Origin of the sequence: Microbacterium sp. SORGH_AS_0428 (genome assembly GCF_031453615.1) — a bacterium.
Lineage (GTDB): Bacteria > Actinomycetota > Actinomycetes > Actinomycetales > Microbacteriaceae > Microbacterium.
This window is the reverse complement of the sequence record NZ_JAVIZT010000001.1, coordinates 2333348-2359357: the sequence shown is the minus strand read 5'-3', so window position 1 is coordinate 2359357 and position 26010 is coordinate 2333348. Positions and strand designations below refer to the sequence as shown.

Sequence of the window (26010 nt, the reverse complement as noted above, 5' to 3'; positions counted from 1 at the left end):
CGCATCCGGCGAAGCGAGGCAGCGGCACGCGGCCTCAGGCGCGGGCGGAAAGGTGATCGGCGATCCAGCCGTGGACGAGTCCCATGAACCCCGCGTGGTCGTCGCGGAAGACGGTGTGCCCCGCCCCCGGCAGCACCGTGACCGTGAGGCCGTCCCCGCGCATCGCGGCGGCCACGGCGCGCGTGATCAGCAGACTCTTCTCGGCCAGCACCACGAGACTCGGCTGCCGGGGCCGACGCGGCGCGACGAGCGCGCGGGTGTCGGCGAGGCCGAGGATGGTGCGTTTGTCCCATGCCTGCAGCGACGCCAGCTCGAGGTCGATGTCCTGCGTGCTCCAGCCGGGGTTCATGCGGCGCAGCATCCCGCGACGCGGCTTGGGGGCGACGGCGAAAGCGAGCTTGTACGCGAGCCCGCGCACTCCACGAGGGAAGGCGAAGGCGGGGTCGACGTAGACGGCGGCGCGGGGCGCGAGCCGCTCGGCCACGATGCTCGCCACGAGTGCTCCGAGGGAGTGCCCGACGATGAGATCCGGAGCGTGCGCGAGCATCGGCTCCAGCGTCTCGATGACGTCCTCGGCCCAGGCTCCCGGCGAGTAGCTCCGGGCGCGAGGACTGCGCCCGTGTCCGGCGAGGTCAACGGCGATCACGCGGAACCCGGCCGCCTCGAGGTCGCCGCTCACGCGATGCCACGCCCGCGAGTCGGACATGATGCCGTGGATGAGGATCGCGGTGCGCGCACCGGAACCTGCGGAGCGGACGGCGAGCTGCATGCCGACACGGTAACCGGCGGGGCTTGGCGCGAGCCGAATGCCCGCTATGCGGACGGGGAACGACGAAGGCCCCCGAGCCGGAGCTCGGGGGCCTTCGTCGTCAGTCGGGGACCGCCTCGATCAGTTATAGGTCCCGGGCGTGAAGTCGTCCGTCGAGAAGCTGTCGAAGTCGACATAGCTCAGATCGGAGTCGCTGTACGCGCCGTCCGAGGCGAAGATGCGGTTGGGGTACCGCTCGCTCTTGGCCTCTTCGGTCGCCTCGACCGTGACGTTGCGGTACTTCGACAGGCCGGTCCCCGCGGGGATCAGCTTTCCGATGATCACGTTCTCCTTCAGGCCCACGAGCGGGTCGCTCTTGCCCTCCATCGCGGCCTGCGTCAGAACGCGGGTCGTCTCCTGGAAGGAAGCGGCCGACAGCCACGACTCGGTCGCGAGCGAGGCCTTCGTGATACCCATCAGCTCCGGGCGGCCCGACGCGGGGCGCTTGCCCTCGGCGACGGATGCGCGGTTGATGTCGATGAAGCGACGCGAGTCGACCATCTCACCGGGCAGCAGCGTGGTGTCGCCGTGGTCGACCACGGTGACCTTGCGCAGCATCTGGCGGACGATGACCTCGATGTGCTTGTCGTGGATCGGCACACCCTGCGACCGGTACACACCCTGGACACCGCCGACGAGGTACTTCTGCACCTCGCGGGCGCCCATGACGCGCATGATCTCCTTCGGGTCGAGCGTGCCGACCTGGAGGGGCTGACCGACCTCGACGCGCTGGCCGTCCTCGACGAGCAGGGTGGCGCGCTTGAGCACGGGGTAGACGTGCGGCTCGTCACCGTTGTCGGGCGTGAGGATGACCTTCTTCTGCTTCTCGGTCTCTTCGATCGTGATGCGCCCGTCGGCCTCTGCGATGGGCGAGGACCCCTTGGGGGTACGCGCTTCGAAGAGCTCCTGCACGCGGGGCAGACCCTGCGTGATGTCCTCGGCCGAGGCCGAGCCACCGGTGTGGAAGGTACGCATCGTCAGCTGGGTACCGGGCTCACCGATCGACTGGGCCGCGATGATGCCGACGGCCTCGCCGATGTCGACGACCTTGCCGGTCGCGAGCGAACGGCCGTAGCACTTCGCGCACACACCGACGGCGGAGTCGCAGGTCAGGACCGAACGCACCTTGATGGAGGTGACGCCGCCCTCGACCAGGCGGTTGATGAGCACGTCGCCCACATCCGAACCGGCCTCGGCGAGAACCTCGCCGCTGGGGCTGACCACGTCCGCGGCCAGCGTACGGGCGAACACGGAGTTCTCGACGTTGGCGTCCTTGATGAGCACCCCGTCGGCACCCGCGGCGGCGATGGGCAGCTCCAGACCCTTGGTCGTGGCGCAGTCCTCCTCGCGGATGATGACGTCCTGCGACACGTCGACGAGTCGACGCGTCAGGTAACCCGAGTCGGCGGTACGCAGAGCGGTGTCGGCGAGACCCTTACGGGCACCGTGGGTCGCGATGAAGTACTCGGCCACGCTCAGACCCTCGCGGTACGAGGAGATGATCGGGCGGGCGATGATCTCACCCTTCGGGTTGTTCACCAGACCACGCATACCCGCGATGTTGCGGATCTGCAGCCAGTTACCACGGGCGCCCGAGCTCACCATGCGGTTGATGGTGTTGTCGGCCGGGAAGTGGCTCTTCATGGCCGCCTGGACCTCGTCGGTCGCAGCGGTCCAGATCTTGATGAGCTCCTGACGACGCTCGGCGTCGGTCGTGAGGCCCTTCTCGTACTGGGACTGGACCTTCGCGGCCTGCTTCTCGTAGCCCGCGATGATCTCCGCCTTGTTGGGCGGGGTCAGCACGTCGCTGAGCGCAACGGTCACACCCGAACGCGTGGCCCAGTAGAAGCCGGCGTCCTTGATGCGGTCCAGGGACGCGGCGACCTCGACCTTGGGGTACTCCTCGGCCAGCTTGTTGACGATCTGCGACAGCTTGCCCTTGTCGGCCTGCTCGCGCACGAACGGGTAGCCCTTGGGGAGCGTGTCGTTGAAGATCGCCTGACCGAGCGAGGCGTCGACGAGACCGTGACGCTCGTAGCCCTCGGGAGCTTCACCCTCGAGGAAGGTCAGACCGGGGACGCGGATGCGGACCTTGGCCTGCAGGTCGAGGGTGCCCTCGTCCTTCGCCAGGATCGCCTCACCGACGGAACCGAACACGCGGCCCTCACCGACGGCACCCTCCTTGACCGTGGTCAGGTGGTGCAGGCCGATGATCATGTCCTGCGAGGGCAGGGTGACCGGACGGCCGTCCGACGGCTTCAGGATGTTGTTCGACGCGAGCATCAGGATGCGGGCCTCGGCCTGCGCCTCGACCGACAGCGGCAGGTGCACAGCCATCTGGTCACCGTCGAAGTCCGCGTTGAAGGCGGCACACACGAGCGGGTGGAGCTGGATGGCCTTGCCCTCGACGAGCTGCGGCTCGAACGCTTGGATGCCCAGACGGTGCAGCGTGGGGGCGCGGTTGAGCAGAACCGGACGCTCGCGGATGATCTCCTCGAGCACGTCCCAGACCTCGGGACGCGTGCGCTCGACGGCGCGCTTGGCGGCCTTGATGTTCTGCGAGTGACCGAGGTCGATCAGGCGCTTGATCACGAACGGCTTGAACAGCTCCAGGGCCATCTGCTTGGGCAGACCACACTGGTGCAGCTTCAGCTGCGGGCCGACGATGATGACCGAACGGCCCGAGTAGTCGACGCGCTTGCCGAGCAGGTTCTGACGGAACCGGCCCTGCTTGCCCTTCAGCATGTCGCTGAGGGACTTGAGCGCGCGGTTGCCGGTGCCCGTGACGGGGCGACCACGACGACCGTTGTCGAACAGCGCGTCGACGGCCTCCTGCAGCATCCGCTTCTCGTTGTTGACGATGATCTCGGGAGCGCCGAGGTCGATCAGACGACGCAGACGGTTGTTGCGGTTGATCACGCGACGGTAGAGGTCGTTCAGGTCGCTGGTGGCGAAGCGGCCACCATCGAGCTGGACCATCGGGCGCAGCTCCGGCGGGATGACCGGGACGACGTCCAGGACCATCGACGCCGGCGACATGCCGGTCGACAGGAACGAGTTGACGACCTTGAGGCGCTTGATCGCACGGATCTTGCGCTGGCCCTTGCCCTCCGAGATCTGCAGACGCAGGCTCTCGGCCTCGGCGGCCAGGTCGAAGCTCTCCAGGCGGCGCTTGATCGACTCGGCACCCATGTGGGCCTCGAAGTACTGACCGAAGCGGTCGACGAGCTCGTTGAAGATCTCGTCCTCGGGCTTCAGGGCGCCGACCTCGAGGGAGCGGAACTCCTCCCAGACGCGCTCGAGCTTGGCGATCTGCTCGTCACCGCGCTTGCGGATGAGAGCCATCTCCTTCTCGGCCGCATCCTTGGCCTTCTTCTTGGCGTCGGCCTTGGCGTCCTCGGCCTCGAGAGTCGCGAGCTCCTCCTCGAGGGCGGCCAGGCGAGCGGCCACACGGGCGTCGCGGCGGTCGCCGAGGTTCTTGATCTCGAGACGCAGGTTGTTCTCGTGGGTGGGAAGGTCGCGGTGGCGGCCCTCCTCATCGACGGAGATCACCATGTACGCGGCGAAGTAGATGACCTTCTCGAGGTCCTTCGGCGCCATGTCCAGCAGGTAGCCCAAGCGCGAGGGGACGCCCTTGAAGTACCAGATGTGGGTGACGGGTGCGGCGAGCTCGATGTGGCCCATGCGCTCGCGACGGACGGAGCTCTTGGTGACCTCCACGCCGCAGCGCTCGCAGACGATGCCCTTGAAGCGGACGCGCTTGTACTTGCCGCAGGCGCACTCCCAGTCGCGCGAGGGTCCGAAGATCTGCTCGCCGAACAGACCGTCCTTCTCGGGCTTCAGGGTGCGGTAGTTGATCGTCTCGGGCTTCTTGACCTCGCCGAAGGACCAACGACGGATGTCGTCGGCCGTGGCCAGCCCGATGCGGATCTGGTCGAAAGTGGTGGATTCGAGCACTGGTTCTCCTGTGTGCCTAATAAATCTCGGTGAGTGAGCCGGGGTCAGATCTCGTCGATGGACGAGGACTCGAACCGGCTGGAGATGTTGATGCCGAGCTCTTCCGCCGCGCGGAAGGCGTCGTCATCGGTGTCGCGCAGGTTGACAGCCGTACCGTCGGCCGAGAGGACCTCGACGTTCAGGCAGAGCGACTGCATCTCCTTCATGAGCACCTTGAAGGACTCGGGGATACCGGGCTCCTGGATGTTCTCGCCCTTGACGATCGCCTCGTACACCTTGACGCGGCCGAGGATGTCGTCGGACTTGATCGTGAGGAGCTCCTGCAGCGCGTAGGCGGCACCGTAGGCCTCGAGGGCCCACACCTCCATCTCACCGAAGCGCTGGCCGCCGAACTGCGCCTTACCACCCAGCGGCTGCTGCGTGATCATCGAGTACGGACCGGTGGAGCGCGCGTGGATCTTGTCGTCCACGAGGTGGTGCAGCTTCAGGATGTACATGTAGCCGACGGAGATGGGGGCCGGGAAGGGCTCTCCGCTGCGGCCGTCGAACAGCGTGGTCTTACCGCTGGAGTCGATCAGTCGCACGCCGTCACGGGTGGGGTTCGTCGAGTCGAGCAGACCCGCGATCTCCGACTCGAACGCACCGTCGAACACCGGGGTGGCGACCTTGGTGCCGGCGGGGGCCTCGAAGGCCTCCTTCGGCAGGTTCGCGGCCCATTCCGGGTTGCCCTCGACCTTCCAGCCCTGCTGAGCGATCCAGCCGAGGTGGAGCTCGAGGACCTGACCGAAGTTCATTCGACCGGGGATACCGAGCGGGTTGAGGATGACGTCCAGCGGCGTGCCGTCGGCGAGGAAGGGCATGTCCTCGACGGGAAGGATCTTCGCGATGACGCCCTTGTTGCCGTGGCGACCGGCGAGCTTGTCGCCCTCGGTGATCTTGCGCTTCTGGGCGATGTAGACCACGACCCGGCGGTTGACGCCGGAGCCGAGCTCGTCGTCGCCGTCCTCGGCGTTGAACTCCTTGACGGCGATGATCGTGCCCTGCTCACCGTGGGGCACCTTCAGGGAGGTGTCACGGACCTCGCGGCTCTTCTCGTTGAAGATCGCGCGCAGCAGGCGCTCCTCGGCCGACAGCTCGGTCTCGCCCTTGGGCGTGACCTTGCCGACGAGGATGTCGCCGGGGCGGACCTCGGCACCGATGCGGATGATGCCGCGCTCGTCGAGGTCCTTCAGCAGGTCGGGGCTCACGTTCGGCAGGTCGCGCGTGATCTCTTCCTTGCCGAGCTTCGTGTCGCGGGCGTCGACCTCGTACTCCTCGATGTGGATCGAGGAGAGGGTGTCGTCCTTCACGAGCTCCTGGCTGAGGATGATCGCGTCCTCGAAGTTGTGACCCTCCCACGTCATGAACCCGACGAGCAGGTTCTTGCCGAGGGCGAGCTCGCCGTTCTCGGTCGCGGGACCGTCGGCGATGACCTCGCCGGCCTCGATGCGCTCACCGGCGGAGACCACGACGCGCTGGTTGTACGACGTGCCCTGGTTGGAGCGGTCGAACTTGCGCAGGAAGTAGTCGTCGGTGCCGCCCTCATCCGTCTGGATGGTGACGACGTCGGCGGAGACCTCGGCCACGACACCGGAACGCTTGGCGGTGACGACGTCACCGGCGTCGACGGCCGCGTAGCCCTCCATACCGGTTCCGACCACGGGCGACTCGCTGCGAACCAGCGGCACGGCCTGGCGCTGCATGTTCGCACCCATGAGGGCGCGGTTCGCGTCGTCGTGCTCGAGGAAGGGGATCAGCGAGGTCGCGACCGACACCATCTGGCGTGGGGAGACGTCCATGTAGCCGATCTCGTCGACCGGGAAGAGGTCGACCTCGCCACCCTGGCCACGGCGGGCCAGCACGCGGTCCTGCGTGAAGGAGCCTTCGGCGTCGAGCTCGGCGCCGGCCTGGGCGACGATGAAGTCGTTCTCCTCGCTGGCGGTGAGGTAGTCGATGTCGGTGGTGACGCGACCGTTCACGACGCGGCGGTACGGGGTCTCGATGAACCCGAACGCGTTGATGCGCGCGAAGGAGGCGAGCGAACCGATCAGACCGATGTTCGGGCCTTCCGGCGTCTCGATCGGGCACATGCGGCCGTAGTGCGAGGGGTGGACGTCACGGACCTCGACGCCGGCGCGCTCGCGCGACAGGCCGCCGGGGCCCAGCGCCGACAGGCGACGCTTGTGGGTCAGACCCGCGAGCGGGTTGTTCTGGTCCATGAACTGCGACAGCTGCGAGGTTCCGAAGAACTCCTTGATCGCCGCGACGACGGGACGCACGTTGATCAGGGTCTGGGGCGTGATCGCCTCGATGTCCTGCGTGGTCATGCGCTCGCGGACGACGCGCTCCATGCGCGACAGACCCGTGCGGACCTGGTTCTGGATGAGCTCGCCCACCGCGCGGATGCGGCGGTTGCCGAAGTTGTCGATGTCGTCGACGTCGATGCGGATCTCGGCCGTCTTGCCGGCGCGCACGCCCTCGAAGCTCGTGTCGCCGCGGTGGAGGCGGACGAGGTACTTGATGGTCGCGACGATGTCGTCGACCGTGAGCACCGAGTCGGTCAGCGGGGTGTCGAGACCGAGCTTCTGGTTGATCTTGTAGCGACCCACCTTGGCGAGGTCGTAGCGCTTGGACGAGAAGTAGAAGTTGTCCAGCAGCGCACGCGCAGCCTCGGCAGCGACCTGCTCACCCGGACGGAGCTTGCGGTAGATGTCGCGCAGCGCGTCTTCCTTGGTGAGGATCGTGTCCTTCTCGAGGGTCTCCTCGATCGAGCTGAAGCCCGCGAACTCGTTCATGATGTCTTCGCTGGACAGACCGAGCGCCTTCAGGAAGACGGTGACCGACTGCTTGCGCTTGCGGTCGATGCGCACGCCCACCTGGTCGCGCTTGTCGATCTCGAACTCGAGCCAGGCGCCGCGGCTGGGGATGACGCGGGCCGAGACGATGTCCTTGTCGCTCGTCTTGTCGGCGACGCGGTCGAAGTACACACCGGGCGAACGCACGAGCTGCGAAACGACGACGCGCTCGGTGCCGTTGATGATGAACGTGCCCTTGTCGGTCTGGAGCGGGAAATCGCCCATGAAGACCGTCTGCGTCTTGATCTCACCGGTCTGGTGGTTCATGAACTCGGCCTCGACGTAGAGCGGGGCCGCGTACGTCTTGCCGCGCTCCTTGCACTCCTCGATGGAGTACTTCTCGGGCTCGAGGTAGGGGTTCGTGAAGCTCAGCTGCATCGTCTCGCTGAGGTCTTCGATCGGGGAGATCTCCTCGAAGATCTCCTCGAGACCGCTCGTTGCCGGCACGTCGGTGCGACCGGCGGCCTGGGCCTCGGCGACACGCGCCTTCCAGGCGTCGTTGCCGACGAGCCAGTCGAAGGACTCCGTCTGCAGCGCGAGAAGGTCGGGGACCGTCAGCGTGTCGGTGATCTTCGCGAAGGACAGACGCGAAGCGCCGCGTCCGTTCTTGGGGGTCTTGGTGGTGGGGGTGCTTGCGTGAGGCGCGGCAGCCAAGGGATAACCTCCATGGGCCCGGGCGGGGGCTCGTGATTCTGATGTCAGATGGAGTGCTCGATCTTCCCGACGCGTTCGCACCGCACGCCGCTATCTGCGGGGGCACGCACGCAGGCCGACCACCATATGAGGGCATGGGAGGAGGGAGCGCAAAGACCAACTATATGTCAGATGACGCGCCGTGTCCAGTCGAATTCTTGACGAGTTTCACGACCTGCGGTATAACCGCGCGTCGACCCCGCCGGGCCTCATCCGACGGGCCTGATCCGCACGCGGGTGCCGGGCCTCGCCTGCGCGAGGCGGTCCAGGGACTCGGCCGTGGCGACGGCGATGACCGGGTAGCCGCCGGTGACCGGACCGTCCACTCCGAGCACGACCGGCCGCCCGTCCGGCGGCACCTGCAGCGCACCGGGGACCATGGCCTCGCTCGCCAGCTCCCCCGCGCGGATGCGGGTCAGACCGGGGCCCTCCAGACGCACACCGACCCGATCAGCGTCCGCGGACACGCGCCACGGACCGGCGAAGAGCGTGCGTCCGGCGTCGGCCGCGAACCAGTCGGCGCGCGGTCCCGGCACCACCTCCACGGTCACGTCACCGGGAGCGGGCGCCGTCCATGCGACGGCGTCGATCGGCGGCACCTCGCCCGCAATCTCCGCTGCCGTGGGCATCTCGTCGCCCGCGGCGAGCGGGGCGGGACCGAGACCCGCGAGGGTGTCCGTGGCTCGGGAGCCCGCCCTGCGGGGCACATCGATGCCGCCGCGCACCGCAAGGTAGGCGCGCAGGCCGGTGGCGAGGGGGCCGATCTCGAGCACGGAGCCCGCGGGCCAGAACACGGCACGGTGCGGGTCGGCGGCCCTGCCGTCGATACGCATCGCGCCCAGGCCGCCCGTCACCGCGATCCATCGATCGGCCAGCGCCGTCGCTCGGAACGGCCCCAGGAGGATCTCGATGACGGCGGCCGTCTGCACGGAGCCGACGAGGCGATTGGCGAGGGCCGCCGCGCGACGATCGGCTGCCCCCGACAGGGCGATGCCCATCGCGCCGGCGCCGGGTCGCCCGAGGTCCTGGATGCTCGCCAGCGGTCCGGGGGCGTCGATGCGCAGCGCCGGCGCGCCCGACGTCGCGGGCGCCGGCGGGGCGGGGAGCGCGACGCGCGCCCGCTCGGGCTGGAAGCGCACCCGCGTCCCGGCGGTCAACAGTGCCGGGGCGACCGCATCCGGGTCGAAGAGCGGCGCGGGGGTCGTTCCGATGAGGCGCCATCCGCCGGGAGTCGAGCGCGGATAGGTTCCCGTGAAGCCCGCCGCGAGCGCGACGGCACCGGCGGGAACGCGCGTGCGCGGGGCATCCAGGCGCGGGATGTCGAGGTCCCACGCCTCCCCCACCAGATAGGCGAATCCGGGAGCGAACCCCGTGAACGCGACCCGCCAGGGCGTGCGCACGTGCCGCTCGACGAGCTCCGCGGGCGACACCCCCGCCCAGTCCCCCGCGGCGGCCAGGTCGATGCCGTCGTAGACAGTGGGGAGCGTCACCTCCGGCGCACCGGGATCCGTCCGCGACGCCGCCGCATCCGTCGCCGCGATCCACGCCCGCACCGCCTGCGCCGGGATCCGGCGCGGATCGAAACGGACGAGCACCGTGCGCGCGGCTGCGACGAGTTCCTCGACGCCGCCCGGAACGGATGCGGCAAGACCCGCGTGCAGCCCCAGCACCGCATCCAGGTCGTCGAGCTCGATGAGCAGGCCGCCCGCCCCGTACGGCAGGATGCGCCGCCCGCCGGTCACCACGGCGCCCGGACCTCGACGCCCGCCGCCGTCAGCGCCGCGCGGACGGCTCCGGCCATCTCCACCGCCTCGCGAGTGTCGCCGTGCAGGCACAGCGAGACGGCTTCGGTGCGCACAACGGTGCCGTCGACCGCGACGACCTCCCCCGCCGTCGCCAGGCGCACCGCGCGCGCGGCGACCTGCTCGGCGTCGTGGAGCAGCGCCCCCGGCATGCCCCGCGGCACGAGCGTGCCGTCGGGCAGGTACCCGCGGTCGAGGAACGCCTCGCCGAAGAACGGGACGCCCGCATCCGCCGCCGCTTCGCGCAGGCGATCGCCGAGGCCCAGCACGGGAACGGGTCGGCCGAGTCCGTCGGCGAGGGCGGCGATCTCGGCGACGACCGCCGCCGCCGTCAGCGGATCGCCGCCGGCCGCGTGGTACAGCGCTCCATGCGGCTTCACGTACCGGATGTCCGCGCCGGCCGCACGCAGCGCACGCAGCTGCGTCGCGAGTTCGCGTCGCAGCCGGGCGGGCGCGATCCGCATCTCCCGGCGCCCGAATCCGGCGCGGTCGGGATACGAGGGGTGCGCTCCGATGGCGACGCCCCGCGCCGCGGCCAGCGCCACCGCAGCCCGCATCGCGTCGGGGTCGCCGGCGTGGCCGCCGCACGCGACGCTGGCGCTGGAGATGAGCGCGAACATCGCCGCATCGTCTGCGGTCGGCTCTCCCTCGACGGTCTCGCCGAGGTCCGCGTTCAGATCGATCGAGGGCATGTGCACACGGTAGTGCCGCCGTACTGTGGACTCATGGCCCGCGCGCGTTACGAGCACGTCTCGCATCCCGAGGCGCGACTGTCGGACGGCTCGATCGCCCGCATCGTCCCCTCGTCGTTCACGAGCGGATTCGAGCTGGATGTCGCCGGCACGCCGCAGTCGCACGTCGACCTCGACGATCCGACCCACCTGCACTTCGAGTACATCGGACGGATGGCGGCCGTCATCGACCAGCTGCGCCTGCCCGGTCAGCCGCTGACCGCTGTGCATCTGGGCGGCGGCGCGCTCACCATCCCCCGCTACGTCGCGCACACGCGTCCCGGATCCCGTCAGCAGGTCATCGAGCTCGAGCAGGCCCTCGTCGACCTCGTGCGCACGAACCTCCCGCTGCCGCGCGGGGCGCAGATCCGGGTGCGCATCGGGGACGCCAGGGCGGGACTCGCGCGGCTGCCAGAATCGCTGGCGGGCAACGTCGATCTCCTCGTGTCCGACGTGTACGCAGGAGCGCAGACGCCCGCCCACCTGACCACCGTGGAGTTCTACCGCGACGCCGCCCGCCTGCTCGCCCCGGACGGGGTGCTGCTCGTGAACGTCGCCGACGGCGCGGGACTCGCCTTCGCACGGCGGCAGGTCGCCACCGTGCGGGAGGTTCTGCCGGAGATCGCGCTGCTCGCGGAGGTGCAAACGCTCAAGGGACGACGCTTCGGCAACCTCGTGATCGCCGCATCCGCAGCTCCCCTGCCGACGGCATGGCTGCCGCGCCTGATGGCGGCGGGGCCGCATCCGGCGAAGGTCGCGACCGGTGCGGAGCTCGAGGAGTTCGTGCGCGGCGCGGTTCCCGCGACGGATGCGACCGCCACCCCCTCTCCCAAGCCCGCCGCATCCCTCTTCGAGCTCTGAGCCCGGCCTGCGCGCGCCCGCGCCCCCTCAGCGTCGTCTCTGACCGCGAGACTGCATCTCGAGCACGAGATCACGGGTGAACCCCGTGATCTCGTCAGGGAAATGCAGTCTCGCGGGGAACCGTGGAGGCGTGGATGCGGCGTGCCTGAAGCGCCCGGCGGCGGAGGTCGGCGACACTGGATGCGGCGCCGGCACGAAGGGAGCAACGTGAGCTATATCAGGGGGCACCACCCGGAGACGCTGCGTGAGATCGTCGACGAGCGGGAATGCCTGGAGCGGCTCGAAGAGATCGGCTCGCAGCGCAGCCTCGCCGCGCTGATGGAGCGTGTCTGGCTGTTGAAGGTGACCGACCAGCTCGATGAGGCGCTCCTCGTGGCCGAACAGACGGTGCGGACCGCCCGGATGGCCGGCACCCGCAAGGATCTGCTGCGCGCCCGCATCCTGCACGCCACCGTCCAGCAGGAGCGCGGACAGCTCGGCGCCGCGGCGCACGAGCTCACGACCTGCGCCGAGGAGGCCGAGGGTCAGGGCTGGGCGGGCATCGCCGCGTTCGCCTACCAGCACCGCGGCAAGGTGCACCTGGACGGCGAGGACCTGGATGCGGCCCGCGCCGACTTCAAGCGCACGCTGTTCCTGCGCCAGCAGGCCGGCGCGCCCGAGGAGCAGCTCGAGACGACGCTGCTCGCCATCGACACGGTGGATCGCCGCCGCATCGCGGCGAGCGTCGCCAGCTGACCCGCCCGCTGTCCGCGGCCCGTTCTACGCTCTTCCCATGTCGGATCTGCAGCGCGTGCGCGTCTGGGCGGAAGCCCTGATCGCGCTGCATCTCGATGACGGCTGGAGCTTCGGCTTCGACAATGCGAAGCGCCGCGCGGGTCTGTGCGACTACACGAAGCGCCGCATCAGCCTCTCGCGCTATCTGAGCGCCCGCTACGACGACGACACCAATCACCAGACGCTGCTGCACGAGGTCGCGCACGCGCTGGCGGGCTCGGCCGCCGGACACGGCCCGGCCTGGAAGCGCATCGCTCGCGACCTCGGATACGTCGGCGGCGCCACCCACCACGGCGAGACGGCCACGGATCTCGCCCCCTGGGTGGGCGTGTGCCCCAACGGACACGTCGTCTACCGGCACCGCAAGGCGACCCGCCAGACCTCCTGCGCGAGCTGCGCGCCGCGCTACGACCCGCGCTTCGCGTTCACCTGGACCCGGCGCGAGATCACACGTGCCGCGCGGATGGCGGCATCCACGCCGCGCTGAGCGCTCACGCCGCGACGAAGACGCCGTCCCGCAGAACCGGAACCGCGGATGCGGCATCGAGCGTCGCCGCGGACAGCACCGCCTCGCGCGCCCCCGCCTCCAGAAGCGCCTGCCCGCTCGCGCTCGCCGTGAGCAGGTGCCGCACCGCGCTGCCCAGCCCGCGGAACGATTCGCACGCAGCTGCGGCCTCGGGCGAGGTGTGGTCGAGCCCGAGCGCACCGAGCGCGTCGATGACGGCCCCCGCGCCGAACTGATCCTCGACGGCCACGCGCCAGCCGGCCGCATCCGCATCTCCCGCGGCGATCACCGCCACGGAGGTGCGCGCGCCACGACGCTGCTGCTCCGCCAGCACCGCCGCGGCGACGGCGGCCGCGTTGCGCAGCGCGCCGAGCAGGACGATCGCACCGGCATCGTGGGCGGTGCCCGCGAGCTCGGCGAGGCCCGTCTCGGTGAGCGGGACCGCGCCGCCGGCGGCGACCGCATCCACGACCTCGGTCGAGGCGGACAGCACGTCCACGATCACGACCACGTCGGATGCGGCGAGCCGGCGCACCCCCGGCGACCCCCACTCGAAGCGGATCTGATAGCGCGACTGGTCGGCGGACTCGAGCATCCGTCCAGACTAGGACGACCCCGCGCCGGCGCCGAGCCGCGTGACGTCACGAGACGCGCGGGGCAGACTGGGGTCATGCGCATCCTGCTGAAGTTCGTCATCGACTGCGATCCGGATGCGGCCTGGCGGGCGCTGCATTCGCCGCGCGCCGTCGCCGAGCTCTACGGCCCTGTGATCGACATGCAGCCGCTCAGCCCGCTACCGACCAGCTGGGAGAGCGGTCAGGACGTCGCCGTGGGGTTGTTCGCCGGTGGGCTCCTGCCCCTCGGGACCCAGCTCATCTCGGTCAGCGACCGCGCGGTCGACGAGCTCCGCGGTCCGGTGCGGATCTTCCGCGACTCCGGTGCTCCGCTGACCGGTCCGCTCGCTTCGCTGGATGTGTGGGACCACCAGATGGCGGTGAGCCCCGCGGGATACGGCCGCACACTCTGGCGCGAGCGGCTCGTGATCGAGGGGCGGACCGCTCCGCTGTTCTGGCCGGTGCTGTGGGCGACGTGGCAGTGGCGGGCCTCCCGCATCCGTGCGCTCGCGCCGTCGTGGGCCCACGATCCGGAAGCCGCCGCCTCCGCCTGAGCGGGTCCGCACCGCGCGGCACGGACCCGCCTACGACTCACGCCTCGGCGAGCGCCTCGATGGGGGCGACGCGCGTGGCGAGCCGGGTCGGCACGACGGCCGCCACCAGGGTGAGCACGGTCGTCGCCGCGACGATCGCGAGCACAGGGATCGGCGGGATGGCCGGCAGCACGAAGGTGGGGTCTGACGGGCGGGTGGGATCGATCGGAATGGAGCCGAGCAGCGACTGCGCTCCGGCCCAGCCGTAGACGATGCCGAGCAGCAACCCGGTCGCGGTGGCCGCGATCGTGATGTGGGCGGCCTCGCGCAGCACCATCGCTCGCAGCTGCGCGTTCGAGACGCCGAGGGTGCGCAGCAGTCCCAGCTCGCGGCGCCGCTGCACGACGCCCAGTGTCAGCAGGTTGACCAGCCCCACACCCGCGATGACAGCCGACACGGCCACGAGTCCCATCATCACGGCGGAGAACGTGTCGAGCACACGCGAAAGTTCGTCCGGCATGGATCCTCCGCCTTCGGCGGTGAGCACCGCCTTCGTCGAAGCGATGGCGACGGCGAACATCGTGATGAGCGTGACGCCCATGACGACGCCGATCGCCATGCGGCTCGAGCGCTCGGGGTAGCGGAGTGCGTTCTGGGCAGCCAGGCGTGACATGGCCGAACGGCCGAAGATCGAGCCGACCAGGCGCAGGACGGGTGGCATCACGAACGTCGCGCCGAGCGCGAGCCCCGTGAAGGACAGCACTCCGCCGAAGAAGGCGATGATCACGCCGGTGGGGTTGAGAAGCCCGAAGGCGATTCCGCCGGCGAGAAGGAGCGCGCCCAGAACCAGAAGTACCAACGCGGTGACGTTGCGTCCGGTGCGGCGGGCGGCGCGGGCGTAGGGCGCTTCCACGGAGCCGCCGAGCGCCTCGAGGGGCGTCACCGTGAGCACCCGCCGCGAACCCGCCCATGCGGCGACCCACGTGGTGAGCGCGACGATCACCGCGGGGACGACGAGCATCGGCTCGACGGGCGTGAAGGAGACGTCGAGCCCCAGCATCCAATCGGCCGCTCCGACCCCGATGATCGCGACCAGCGTTCCGCCGACGAGACCGACGACCGCCCCGATCGCGCCCACGATCAGGCCCTGTCGCGCGAGCTCCGTACGCTGCGAACGCGCCGATGCGCCGATGAGGCGCAGCAGGGCGATCCGCCGCGTCCGGCCGGCGACGACCGTGGCGAAGGTGTTGGCCGTGACGACCCCGGCCACGTAGACCGCGACGCCCACCAGCAGGACGGTGAGGAAGCTGAGCACGAACGCGAGCGTGCCGCTGTCGCCGATGTAAGGGTCCGCCCGCAGGAGCGCGGCGATGTATCCGGTGGCGGAGATGAGGATGACCCCGAACGCCGTGGAGATGGCGGAGACGAGGATGCTCGCCCCCATCCCGCGCTCGCGCAGCCAGGCGAGGGGCGCTGCGCCTCTGCCGGATGCGGGCAGCACGACGGCGCTCACGCGACGGCTCCCTGCTCCGCGGCGAGCATGAACGCGGCGATCTGCTCGGCGCTTTGCCCTCGGTGGTCGGCGACGACGCGGCCGTCGCCCAGATAGATAACGCGGTCCGCGTGGCTCGCGGCGATCGGATCGTGGGTGACCATCGCGATCGACTGCCCGTGCTCGCTGCTCGCCGCCCGGAGCAGTGCCAGCACCTCGCGACCGGTTCGGGAGTCGAGGTTGCCGGTCGGCTCGTCGGCGAAGAGCAGATCGGGCGCCGTGGCGAGCGCGCGGGCGATCGCCACCCGCTGCTGCTGGCCGCCGCTGAGCTCGTGGGGACGATGCGTGAGACGTGAACGCAGGCCGAGCGTCTCGACGAGCATGTCGATCCGCGCGCGCTCGATCGCCGACGGGCGGCGGTCGTCGAGGTCGAAGGGGAGTGTGATGTTGCCGATGACGTCGAGCGTCGGCACGAGGTTGAAGGACTGGAAGACGAAGCCCACCCGACGACGCCGCAGGACGGTCAGCTCCCGGTCGCCGAGGCCGGTGATGTCGGTGTCGCCGATCCACACGGATCCGCTCGTCGGGGCGTCGAGGCCGGCCATGATGTGCATGAGCGTCGACTTACCGGAGCCGGAGGCTCCCATGATGGCGGTGAACTCGCCGCGTCGGATGCCGACCGCGACGTCGTCGAGGGCGCGGACGGTGCCGGCGCCGCTGCCGTAGGTCTTCGTGAGCCGCGAGACGCGCGCGGCGAGGCCGAGTTCGCTGGAGGAGATGTGCATGTCTTCGACGCTATGAATCGGCCGGGATCGACGCGTCGCCCGCCCGGTGTATCCGCATCCTTCTGCCGGATGATTCGTCGGGGGTCGCGTCTGCGGACGGCGCCACACTTTTCCGCATCCGCGCCAGTCGTTGCGGACGACGCCACACCTTTCCGCATCCGCGCCAGTTACTGACAGTGGCATCTGCGCAAAAGTGGCGCATCTGCGCAACTGCGACGCAACTCGGGCACCGGGCTCGGGCACCGCGGGCGGCGCGGGCGGGCGGCGCGGGGCGGCGGGGGCGGGTCAGACGAGGCCGTGTTCGAAGGCGAAGACGACGAGCTGCACGCGATCGCGCAGGGCGAGCTTGGCGAGGATGCGGCTGATGTGCGTCTTCACGGTCGCCTCGGACAGGAACTCCCGCTCCGCGATCTCGGCGTTGGAAAGCCCCCGGGCGGCGAGCGCGAAGATCTCCCGCTCGCGGTCGGTGAGCGCCTGCCAGGCCGGCGGCACTGCGACGGCCGGGGGCGAGAACTGTGCGAACAGGTCGCGCGTAGCACTCGCGGCGATGACAGCGGATCCCGCGTGCACCGTGCGGATGGCGGCGAGCAGGAACTCGGGATCCGCGTCTTTCAGCAGGAACCCGCTGGCCCCCTCTCGGATCGCGCGAGCAGCCGCCTCATCCAGATCGAAGGTCGTCAGCATCACGATGCGGGGCGCGTCGGCGTCGCGCAGCAGTTCCGCCGTGGCCGCAAGACCGTCGAGACGCGGCATCCGGATGTCCATCAGCACGACATCGGGGCGCTCTCGGCGCACCACCTCGATGGCCTCGACGCCGTCGCCCGCCTCGCCCACGACGCTCAGGTCGGGCTGCGAATCCACCAGCATGCGGATGCCGGCGCGGAAGAGCGCCTGGTCGTCGACGAGGACGACGCGTACCGGTGCGCTCACGCCGCGACCCCGATCGGCAGATGCGCGTCGACGACGAAGGCGCCGTCGGTGGCACCGGCGAACAATGTTCCGCCGACCAGCTGCGCGCGCTCGCGCATCCCGACGACGCCGTGCCCGCCGGCGTCCTCGAGCATCCGCTGCTGCTCACGGGCCGGGGAACGCAGCGCATTGCGCACGGTTGCTCGCACATGATCACTCTGCCACGCGAGCCAGACCTCCACGGGGCCCTCGCCGTGCCGCAGGGCGTTGGTGAGCGCTTCCTGCAGGATGCGGAACACGGCGAGCTGCACGGCCGCCGGCACATCCTGCGGCGGCACCGGCGCGATCTGCACCCGCAGATCCACGCCCGCCGCATGGACCTGGGCGAACAAGCCGTCGAGATCCGCCAGTGTCGGCTGCGGCCCGGCCCCCTGCTGATGGCGCAGCTGGGTGAGGAGCAGGCGTACATCCGTCAGCGCGGAACGCGCGGTGGAAGAGATCGTCCCGAGGGCGGTCGTCGCAGCAGCGGGGTCGGCCGCCGCCGCGTAGCGGGCGCCGTCGGCCTGCGCGATCACCACCGCGAGGGAGTGCGCGACGATGTCGTGCATGTCGCGGGCGATCCGCATCCGCTCGGACTCGATGGCCACCTGCGCGCGCGCCGCATCCCTCGCCTGCCGTGTCTCCCTGGCACGCGCCGCGGTGCGCACCAGCGCGCCCGCTGTCCACGACAGCCCGAGGGCGAACAGCGCGGCGAGCATCACGAACACGGCGATCGGCAGGCTCCGCCAGTCGAGCCCGGACGAGGCGACGTAGGAGTTGACGAAGACGAGGTAGATCGCGATGGCCGCGGAGCCGGCGACCGCGGAGGAGAAGCCGAGCCAGAACAACAGCCGCGTCCCGTAGGCGGCTGTCGCGTAGAGCACGACGAAGATCGCGACGTTGCTGAGCATGGGCTGCAGACCCAGCGCCATCTGTGCGAGCGCGCTCACCCACGCGACGGCCAACGCCAGGAACGGCGAGAACCGGCGCAGCCCCAGCGCCACCGCCATGCCGAGCGACACCAGCACGCCCCACACCTGGTCGCCCGAGGAGGGTGTGTAGAACAGGAAGCCCGTGAGGCCGAAGAACCCGAACGCCAGGACGGCGTCCACGAGCCATTGCACGGGCGAGAGCTGGCGGAACACCCTGACACGCTACGCGGACGGCGATAGAGCCCGCATCCGCCCAGCGATGTATCCGGTGCTCAGCGACCCGTTGCCCGCGCGGCAGCGGCGAGGGCGGCCGCCGCGCCCTCGGCGTCAGCGGATGCGATGAGCCCCGCCGTCACGCGCACGTGCGGCGCGTGCGCCTCCCCCGCGACGAACGGCGCCCCCGCGGCGACCACGATCCCGGCGGCGGCGAGTTCGACCAGGGCCGCGCGCTCATCGAGCACGGGCACCCAGAGGTTGATCCCGTCCGGCGGCACGAGGGGGATGCCCTCTCGGCGCAGCGCCCCCACCATCGCCTCCTGCCGGTCCCGGTAGGCCAGGCGGGCGCGCTTCACGGCCGACACGGAATCCGGCCGGGTGAGCATGTCCAGCAGCACGCTCTGCAGGAGGCGCGAGGTCCACCCCGGCCCCAGCATCCTGCGCGCGATGACGCGGTCCAGCACGTGGGCCGGCCCGCCCATGGCAGCGATGCGGAGGTCGGGGCCGTGCGACTTCGAGAAGCTGCGCACCTGGACGACCTGATCGGGCAGCCAACGCGCGAGCGTCACCGCTGGCGCCATCGCGATCAGTCCGGAGTGGTCGTCCTCGACGACGAGCACCCGGCCGCCGTCGCGCGCCGCGCCGATCGCGCCCGCGAGCTGCTGGGCCCGCATCGAGGTCATCGAGGCACCGGTCGGGTTCTGAGCCCGCGGCTGCAGCAGCACCGCCGACGGATGCCGGGCGAGGGCCCGGGTGAGGGATGCGGGCACCATGCCCTCGTCGTCGACCTCGACCGGCACGGCTTCGGCTCCGAGAGCATCCAGCAGATCGAAGAAATAGGGGTACCCGGGAGACTCGATCGCCACGCGGTCGCCGAAGCGCACGGTCTGTTCCATCACTCTCGCGATGCCGTCCATCGCGCCGTCGACGACGGTCAGCGTCTCCACCCGCGACGGCCAGCCCTCCCGCAGCACGTCCGCCAGCTCGGGAAGCACCGGGACGTCGTGGTAACGCCCCGCCCCCGCCCGCAGATCGACACGCTCGAAGGCTGCACGCAAGGGGGGCAGGAGGGCGGGGTCGGGCATGCCGGACGCCAGATCCCAGCCGGCCGGGGCCGCCCCCGACAGACCCTTCACGCGCGGGGTGAGCCATGCACGACGAGGCGCACGCACGAAGCTTCCCGCTCTCCCCCGCGACACGATGACGCCGGCGCGCGCGAGGGCCTGCCAGGCAGCGCTGACCGTCGCGGGGCTCACCGAGAGCTGCGCAGCGACCTCGCGCACCGTGGGCAGACGATCGCCGGGCGCAAGCACGCCGTCGGTCACCAGGCGGCCCAGTTCGCGGGCGATCCCCTCGGGACTGCGCTCTCCGGCCGCGGCGATCCGCGCTCCGACCGGGTCTTTCGCCGAATCACTCACGGGTGCACCATTAACCATCACGTCACAGGCTGAAACCGAAGAGAAATGTTCAGTCAGAAAGATAACAGAACGGGGATGACCCGCCGGAACCACTCCGGTCCCCGTCGCTGCCAGGGTCCTCCACGAGAAACAACCGGGAGGCGATCATGACGACGGTACGCGCAGCGATCACGCAGACGACGTGGACGGGCGACAAGGCATCCATGCTCGACAAGCACGAACAGTTCGCTCGGGATGCGGCAGCCGCCGGCGCCCAGGTGATCTGCTTCCAGGAGCTGTTCTACGGCCCCTACTTCGGCATCACCCAGGACAAGAAGTACTACCGCTACGCGGAGCCCGTGGACGGACCCATCGTGCAGCGGTTCGCCGCGCTGGCGAAGGAGCTGTCGCTCGTGATGGTGCTGCCCATCTACGAGGAGCAGCAGACCGGCGTCTACTACAACACCGCCGTCGTGGTGGACGCGGACGGCTCGATCGCCGGCATCTACCGCAAGAACCACATCCCGCACGTCGAGAAGTTCTGGGAGAAGTTCTACTTCCGTCCCGGAAACCTCGGCTACCCCGTCTTCGACACCGCCGTCGGCAAGGTCGGCGTGATCATCTGCTACGACCGTCACTTCCCCGAGGCGTGGCGCGAGCTCGGCCTGAACGGCGCGCACCTCGCCTTCAACCCCAATGCGACCAAGCCCGGCCTCTCGAATCGTCTGTGGGAGGTCGAGCAGCCGGCTGCGGCGGTTGCGAACGGCTACTTCGTGCTCGCACCGAACCGCGTGGGCCGCGAGGACAACGAGTACGGCGACGAGGCCGTCACCTTCTACGGCAAGAGCCAGATCGTCGACCCCCGAGGCAACTACGTGGGCGAGCTCGGCTCGGGCGAGCACGAGGAGATCCTCATCCGCGATCTCGACATGGATCTCGTGCAGCAGATGCGCGACGACTGGCAGTTCTTCCGCGACCGCCGCCCCGACACCTACGACGAGATCACGGCACCCTGAGAGGCGGAGCGATCATGACCACCACACTCATCACCGGCGGCACCGTCGTCTCCGCCACCGGCCGCGTGACGGCCGACGTCCTCGTCGACGGCGAACGCATCGTCGCCGTACTCGCGCCCGGATCCCAGCTGCTGGGCAGCGACCTGACCGCATCCGTCGACACCGTCATCGACGCGACGGGGAAGTACGTCATCCCCGGGGGTATCGACGCCCACACGCACATGCAGCTGCCCTTCGGCGGCACGAGTGCGTCCGATACCTTCGAGACGGGCACGCGCGCCGCAGCCTGGGGCGGCACGACCACGATCGTGGACTTCGCCGTCCAGCGCACCGGCGAGCGCGTGCAGGACGGACTCGCCCATTGGCACGAGCTCGCCGCGGGCAACTGCGCGATCGACTACGGGTTCCACCAGATCGTCGGCGGCGTGGATGCGGACGCGCTGGCGGCCCTTCCGGGGCTCATCGACGAAGGCATCACGAGCTTCAAGATGTTCATGGCGTACCCCGGCGTCTTCTACGCGGACGACGCGCAGATCCTGCGCGCCATGCAGGTCGCCGCCGACACGGGTCTGCTCACGATGATGCACGCCGAGAACGGCCCCGTGATCGATGTGCTCGCCGAGCAGCTGGTCGAAGCAGGCAAGACCGATCCGTACTTCCACGGGATCGCTCGCGCCTGGCAGGCCGAGGAGGAGGCGACGCATCGCGCGATCATGCTCGCGAACCTCACCGGCGCGCCGCTGTACGTCGTGCACGTGAGCGCGAAGCAGGCCGTCGAGCAGCTCGCTACGGCGCGGGACAAGGGCCAGAACGTCTTCGGCGAGACGTGTCCGCAGTACCTGTACCTCTCCCTGGAGGAGCAGCTGGGGGCCTCGAGCGAACAGTGGGGGGCGTTCGAGGGTGCCAAGTGGGTCTGCTCCACACCGCTGCGCGCACGGGCGGAGGGCCACCAGGACCACATGTGGCGGGCCCTGCGCACGAACGACCTGCAGATGGTGTCCACCGACCACTGCCCGTTCTGCATGAAGGGGCAGAAGGAGCTCGGTCTCGGCGACTTCCGCGCGATCCCCAACGGGATCGGCTCGGTCGAGCACCGCATGGACCTCATGTACCAGGGAGTCGTGACCGGCGAGATCACGCTCGAACGCTGGGTCGAGCTGACCAGCACGACCCCCGCGCGCATGTTCGGCATGTACGGGCAGAAGGGCGTCATCGCGCCCGGCGCGGATGCGGACATCGTGATCTACGACCCGAACGGGCACACCTCGATCGGCGTCGACAAGACCCACCACATGAACATGGACCACTCGGCCTGGGAGGGATTCGAGATCGACGGTCACGTCGACACGGTCATGGCGCGCGGCAAGGTCGTCGTCGACGCCGGCCGGTACCTGGGGCGGGCCGGCGACGGCCGGTTCGTCAAGCGCGGCCTGAGCCAGTACCTGATCTGATGACACGTCTGCGTTTCGTCTCGCTGCGCTCGCTCAACGACCGGGGGCTCAGCTCGCTGCGCTCGCTCAACGACCGGGGGCTCAGCTCGCTGCGCTCGCTCAACGACCGGAAGGTGTGACCCATGGACTTCGGCGTCGTCCTGCAGACCAACCCGCCCGCATCCCGCACCGTCCAGCTGTCGCAGCTGGCCGAGGCGCACGGCTTCAGCCACGTGTGGACCTTCGACTCGCACCTGCTGTGGGAAGAGCCCTACGTGGTGCACTCCGCGATCCTGAACGCGACCAGACGCATCACGGTCGGCCCCTTCGTGACCAACCCGGCCACCCGCGACTGGACCGTGACCGCATCCGTGTTCGCGACGCTCAACGAGATGTACGGCAACCGGACCATCTGCGGGATCGGACGCGGGGACTCCGCCGTGCGGGTCACGAACGGCAAACCGGTCTCGATGTCGGAGCTGCGCGAGTCGATCCACGTCATCCGGGAGCTGGCCAACTCGCGCCCCGTCGAGTACAAGGGCGCGACGCTGCAGTTCCCCTGGAGCCGGGGATCGGAGCTCGACGTCTGGGTGGCCGCGTACGGCCCGCTCGCACTGAAGCTGACCGGAGAGGTCGGCGACGGCTTCATCCTGCAGCTGGCCGACCTCGACATCGCGAGCTGGATGATCAAGGTCGTCAAGGACGCCGCCGCCGCTGCCGGCCGTGACCCCGACAGCATCGCGTTCTGCGTGGCGGCACCCATGTACATCGGCGAAGACCTTGAGCACATGCGCGACCAGTGCCGGTGGTTCGGCGGCATGGTCGGCAACCACGTCGCCGACATCGTCGCCAAGTACGGCACGTCGGGCGAGGTGCCGCAAGCACTCACCGACTACATCGCGGGGCGCACCGGCTACGACTACAACAGCCACGGCCGGGCGGCCAACGATCACGTCGACTTCGTTCCGGACGAGATCGTCGACCGGTTCTGCCTGCTGGGCACCGCCGAGCAGCACATCGCCAAGCTCGAGGCGTTGCGGGAGATCGGGGTCACCCAGTTCGCGGGCTATCTGCAGCACGACAACAAGGAGGAGACGATGCGCGTGTACGGCGAGCGCGTCATCCCCGCCCTGACCGAGCACATCACGGCGAAGCGATGATGACGCGCCGCGCGGCCGCCGCGATCTGGGGCGTGGTGGGCGTCGCGGCCGTCATCGCGCTCTGGGAGCTCTACAAACTTCTGGGTCCCGCCGAGGGGGTGACCATCGGCAGCGACGGTTCGACCGGCAGCGGCGTGATGATCCTGCCCCGCACCCACGACCGCGCCATGCCGCACGTGTGGGACATGATCGCGCGACTGTTCGCCTCGACGAGTGGCGGCGACACCCCGCCGCTGTGGGTGTCGGTGCTGTCGGCGGGAGGCGTGACGCTCGGTATCGCGGCAGCGGGGTGGGTGATCGGCGTTCTCGTCGGCGGCGTCCTCGCGATCGCGATGCAGCGGTGGCGGCTCATCGAATGGGGCCTGCTGCCCTGGATCGTGGTCAGCCAGACCGTGCCGTTGATCGCGTTCGCGCCGGTCGTGAACGCCCTCGGAGGACAACTGGCGCGTGAGGGGATCCCCTGGCCGCAGTGGCTGTCGGTCGCCGTCATCGCCTCCTATCTCGCCTTCTTCCCCGTCGCGATCGGCATGCTGCGCGGTCTGCAGGCACCCGACAGCATCCACGTCGATCTCCTCCGCACGTACGCGGCCGGCTACGGGACGACGCTCTGGCGGTTGCGACTGCCCGCGGCGGTGCCGTATCTGCTGCCGGCGCTGCGACTGGCGGCCGCGGCCGCGGTCGTCGGGGCGGTGGTCGCCGAGGTCTCCATCGGGATGCGCGGAGGCATCGGACGCATGCTCATCCAGCTCGCAGGTCAAGCATCGTCCGATCCGGCAGCTCCGTGGGGCCCCACCTTCGGCACGATCGCGCTCGGGCTCGTCGCCGCCGCATCCGTGGCCCTCGTAGGCGCCGGGCTCAAGAACTATCGCAGAGGCGAGGAGACCGCATGAAGACCGCACCCGCCGTCCGCGCCCGAGGCGTGGGCAAGATCTTCCCGACCCGAACCGGCGATGTCGTCGCGCTCACCGATGTGGATCTCGACGTCGCGCCGGGCGAGTTCGTCTCGCTGATCGGCCCGTCCGGATGCGGCAAGTCAACGCTGCTGCGCCTGATCGCTGACCTCGACGCCGCCACCGCGGGCACCCTGGAGATCTTCGGCAAGCCGGCCGCCACCGCCCGGCTCGACCAGGACTACGGCATGGCCTTTCAGCAGGCAGGGCTCCTCCCCTGGCGCACGATCGCCGAGAACATCGCGCTCCCCCTTCAGATCCAGCGGGTCACGAAGGCGGAGCGCGCAGCGCGGGTCGCCGAACTCGCCGAGCTCGTCGGCTTGACCGACTTCGTGCAGCGTTACCCGGACCAGCTCTCGGGCGGGATGCAGCAGCGCGTCGCGATCGCCCGCTCTCTCGCGACCCGGCCGAAGCTTCTGCTCATGGACGAGCCCTTCGGAGCGCTCGATGAGATGACCCGCGAGCGGCTGCAGGCGGAGCTGACCCGCATCGCGGCCGAGACCGGCGCCGCCGTCGTCTTCGTGACGCACTCGATCCCGGAGGCGGTGTTCCTCTCGGATCGGGTCGTCGTGATGAGTCCGCGCCCCGGGCGCATCACGACGGTCATCGCGACGAGCTTCGAGCGCGAGCGCGACGAGGCGCTGCGGGAATCGAGCGCCTACTTCGCGAAGGTCACCGAGGTGCGCGAGGCCCTGCACGGAACGCCGGCGACCAGGGCGAACGAACGATGAGCACCGCGAGAGTCGATCGCCGGCTGCCCTCATGGCTCCGGGTCGCAGCACCCGCGGGCGTCGCCCTGATCGGGCTGGTGGTGTGGGTGCTCATCGTCGATGTCGCCGATGCAGCACCGCGGATGCTCCCGAGCCCGATCGCCATCCTGGAGGAGTTCTTCGCCCGCTGGTCGATCATCGCGCCCGACATGGCGATCACCGCGACCAACGCCCTCGTGGGACTCGTCGCCGGCACGCTCCTCGCGATCCTGCTGGCCGCCCTGGCGGCGTCGGCCCGACCGATCGACGGCATGCTCGCTCCTCTCGTCGCCGCCCTGGCCGTCATCCCGATCGTCGCGCTCACCCCCATCCTGAACACGATGTTCGGCGCCTCGAGCCAGTTCGGGCGCCAGGCCGTGGCGACGATCGCGGCCTTCGTCCCCGTGTTCGTCAACGTGCTGCGCGGGCTTCGCCAGACGCGCCCGGTGCAGCGCGACCTCCTGCGCGCGGCCGCGGCCTCCCGCTCGCAGACCTTCCGGTTCCTCACCCTGCCCACCGCCCTGCCGTACCTGATGTCCGGGATCCGGATCGCCGCATCCCTCGCGGTCATCTCCGCTCTGGTGGCCGAGTACTTCGGCGGCCCCGCCGACGGCATCGGCACCGCCATCGCGAGCTACGCGAAATCGGGCCGCGCAGCCCTCGCGTGGGCGTTCGTTCTCGGCGGCATCCTCATCGGCCTTCTCTTCTTCCTCGTGACCAGCCTCCTCGAGCGGCTGTCGACGAGGCGGGCCCCGGTCTGACC

At 69.9% G+C, this 26010-nt stretch carries 21 protein-coding genes; 10 read left to right on the top strand and 11 right to left on the bottom strand.

Annotated elements, in window-relative coordinates:
* Nucleotides 1-34: 34 nt before the first annotated feature.
* The 5 genes from QE374_RS11360 to pxpA all read right to left on the bottom strand — a co-directional run bounded on the left by QE374_RS11360 (nt 35) and on the right by pxpA (nt 10846).
* Nucleotides 35-769 (bottom strand): alpha/beta fold hydrolase, encoded by a 735-nt coding sequence (locus tag QE374_RS11360; protein WP_309734966.1) that lies wholly within the window; start codon nt 767-769, stop codon nt 35-37.
* Between the two features lie 120 nt (nt 770-889).
* Nucleotides 890-4765, bottom strand: coding sequence for a DNA-directed RNA polymerase subunit beta' (gene rpoC / locus QE374_RS11355; protein ID WP_243233149.1), 3876 nt, complete (start codon nt 4763-4765; stop codon nt 890-892).
* A gap of 44 nt (nt 4766-4809) precedes the next feature.
* Entirely contained in the window at nt 4810-8313 is a 3504-nt protein-coding gene (locus QE374_RS11350) for a DNA-directed RNA polymerase subunit beta (RefSeq protein ID WP_309734964.1), read from the bottom strand.
* 248 nt (nt 8314-8561) lie between these two features.
* A complete protein-coding gene (locus QE374_RS11345; RefSeq protein WP_309734962.1) occupies nt 8562-10097 on the bottom strand; it encodes an urea amidolyase family protein in 1536 nt (511 codons plus the stop codon).
* Entirely contained in the window at nt 10091-10846 is a 756-nt protein-coding gene (gene pxpA / locus QE374_RS11340; RefSeq protein ID WP_309734961.1) for a 5-oxoprolinase subunit PxpA, read from the bottom strand. Before pxpA ends, QE374_RS11345 begins: the two co-directional genes overlap by 7 nt.
* Before the next feature lie 33 nt (nt 10847-10879).
* On the opposite strand from pxpA, the gene QE374_RS11335 reads away from it, so the two are divergent.
* The 3 genes from QE374_RS11335 to QE374_RS11325 all read left to right on the top strand — a co-directional run bounded on the left by QE374_RS11335 (nt 10880) and on the right by QE374_RS11325 (nt 13007).
* The gene (locus QE374_RS11335; protein ID WP_309734959.1) at nt 10880-11746 is read left to right on the top strand and encodes a fused MFS/spermidine synthase; all 867 of its coding nucleotides are present in this window, start codon (nt 10880-10882) and stop codon (nt 11744-11746) included.
* A gap of 207 nt (nt 11747-11953) precedes the next feature.
* Nucleotides 11954-12481: a hypothetical protein gene (locus QE374_RS11330; RefSeq protein WP_137418079.1), complete on the top strand. Its 528-nt coding sequence runs from the start codon at nt 11954-11956 to the stop codon at nt 12479-12481.
* A 37-nt stretch (nt 12482-12518) separates the two neighbouring features.
* A complete protein-coding gene (locus QE374_RS11325) occupies nt 12519-13007 on the top strand; it encodes a SprT-like domain-containing protein (RefSeq protein ID WP_309734957.1) in 489 nt (162 codons plus the stop codon).
* A gap of 4 nt (nt 13008-13011) precedes the next feature.
* Here the strand turns inward: QE374_RS11325 and QE374_RS11320 are convergent, their stop codons facing one another.
* Complete coding sequence (locus tag QE374_RS11320; RefSeq protein ID WP_309734955.1) at nt 13012-13620, bottom strand: 2-phosphosulfolactate phosphatase; 609 nt, start codon at nt 13618-13620, stop codon at nt 13012-13014.
* Between the two features lie 75 nt (nt 13621-13695).
* On the opposite strand from QE374_RS11320, the gene QE374_RS11315 reads away from it, so the two are divergent.
* Complete coding sequence (locus QE374_RS11315) at nt 13696-14193, top strand: hypothetical protein (RefSeq protein ID WP_309734953.1); 498 nt, start codon at nt 13696-13698, stop codon at nt 14191-14193.
* Nucleotides 14194-14230: 37 nt separating this feature from the next.
* Here QE374_RS11315 and QE374_RS11310 read toward each other — a convergent pair whose 3' ends face one another.
* From QE374_RS11310 to QE374_RS11290, 5 genes are all read right to left on the bottom strand, one after another.
* Nucleotides 14231-15616 carry an FtsX-like permease family protein gene (locus QE374_RS11310; RefSeq protein ID WP_309736676.1) on the bottom strand — a complete coding sequence of 462 codons (1386 nt, stop codon included), beginning with the start codon at nt 15614-15616 and terminating at the stop codon, nt 14231-14233.
* A gap of 65 nt (nt 15617-15681) precedes the next feature.
* Nucleotides 15682-16449 (bottom strand): ABC transporter ATP-binding protein, encoded by a 768-nt coding sequence (locus QE374_RS11305; RefSeq protein ID WP_309734951.1) that lies wholly within the window; start codon nt 16447-16449, stop codon nt 15682-15684.
* A gap of 285 nt (nt 16450-16734) precedes the next feature.
* Nucleotides 16735-17379, bottom strand: a complete 645-nt coding sequence (locus tag QE374_RS11300; protein ID WP_309734949.1) for a response regulator transcription factor — start codon at nt 17377-17379, stop codon at nt 16735-16737.
* Complete coding sequence (locus tag QE374_RS11295; protein WP_309734947.1) at nt 17376-18542, bottom strand: histidine kinase; 1167 nt, start codon at nt 18540-18542, stop codon at nt 17376-17378. The genes QE374_RS11300 and QE374_RS11295 overlap by 4 nt, the downstream gene beginning before the upstream one ends.
* A 59-nt stretch (nt 18543-18601) precedes the next feature.
* Entirely contained in the window at nt 18602-19963 is a 1362-nt protein-coding gene (locus QE374_RS11290) for an aminotransferase class I/II-fold pyridoxal phosphate-dependent enzyme (RefSeq protein ID WP_309734945.1), read from the bottom strand.
* A 146-nt stretch (nt 19964-20109) separates the two neighbouring features.
* On the opposite strand from QE374_RS11290, the gene QE374_RS11285 reads away from it, so the two are divergent.
* The 6 genes from QE374_RS11285 (at nt 20110) to QE374_RS11260 (ending at nt 26008) form a co-directional block, all read left to right on the top strand.
* Nucleotides 20110-20958, top strand: a complete 849-nt coding sequence (locus QE374_RS11285) for a nitrilase-related carbon-nitrogen hydrolase (RefSeq protein ID WP_309734943.1) — start codon at nt 20110-20112, stop codon at nt 20956-20958.
* A gap of 14 nt (nt 20959-20972) precedes the next feature.
* Entirely contained in the window at nt 20973-22409 is a 1437-nt protein-coding gene (gene hydA, locus QE374_RS11280) for a dihydropyrimidinase (protein WP_309734940.1), read from the top strand.
* A gap of 122 nt (nt 22410-22531) precedes the next feature.
* On the top strand, nt 22532-23548 hold the full coding sequence (locus tag QE374_RS11275) for a TIGR03842 family LLM class F420-dependent oxidoreductase (protein ID WP_309734939.1): 1017 nt from the start codon (nt 22532-22534) through the stop codon (nt 23546-23548).
* Nucleotides 23548-24438, top strand: coding sequence for an ABC transporter permease subunit (locus QE374_RS11270; RefSeq protein ID WP_309734937.1), 891 nt, complete (start codon nt 23548-23550; stop codon nt 24436-24438). Before QE374_RS11275 ends, QE374_RS11270 begins: the two co-directional genes overlap by 1 nt.
* Nucleotides 24435-25229 (top strand): ABC transporter ATP-binding protein, encoded by a 795-nt coding sequence (locus tag QE374_RS11265; RefSeq protein WP_309734935.1) that lies wholly within the window; start codon nt 24435-24437, stop codon nt 25227-25229. The genes QE374_RS11270 and QE374_RS11265 overlap by 4 nt, the downstream gene beginning before the upstream one ends.
* Complete coding sequence (locus QE374_RS11260) at nt 25226-26008, top strand: ABC transporter permease subunit (RefSeq protein WP_309734933.1); 783 nt, start codon at nt 25226-25228, stop codon at nt 26006-26008. The genes QE374_RS11265 and QE374_RS11260 overlap by 4 nt, the downstream gene beginning before the upstream one ends.
* Nucleotides 26009-26010: the final 2 nt, after the last annotated feature.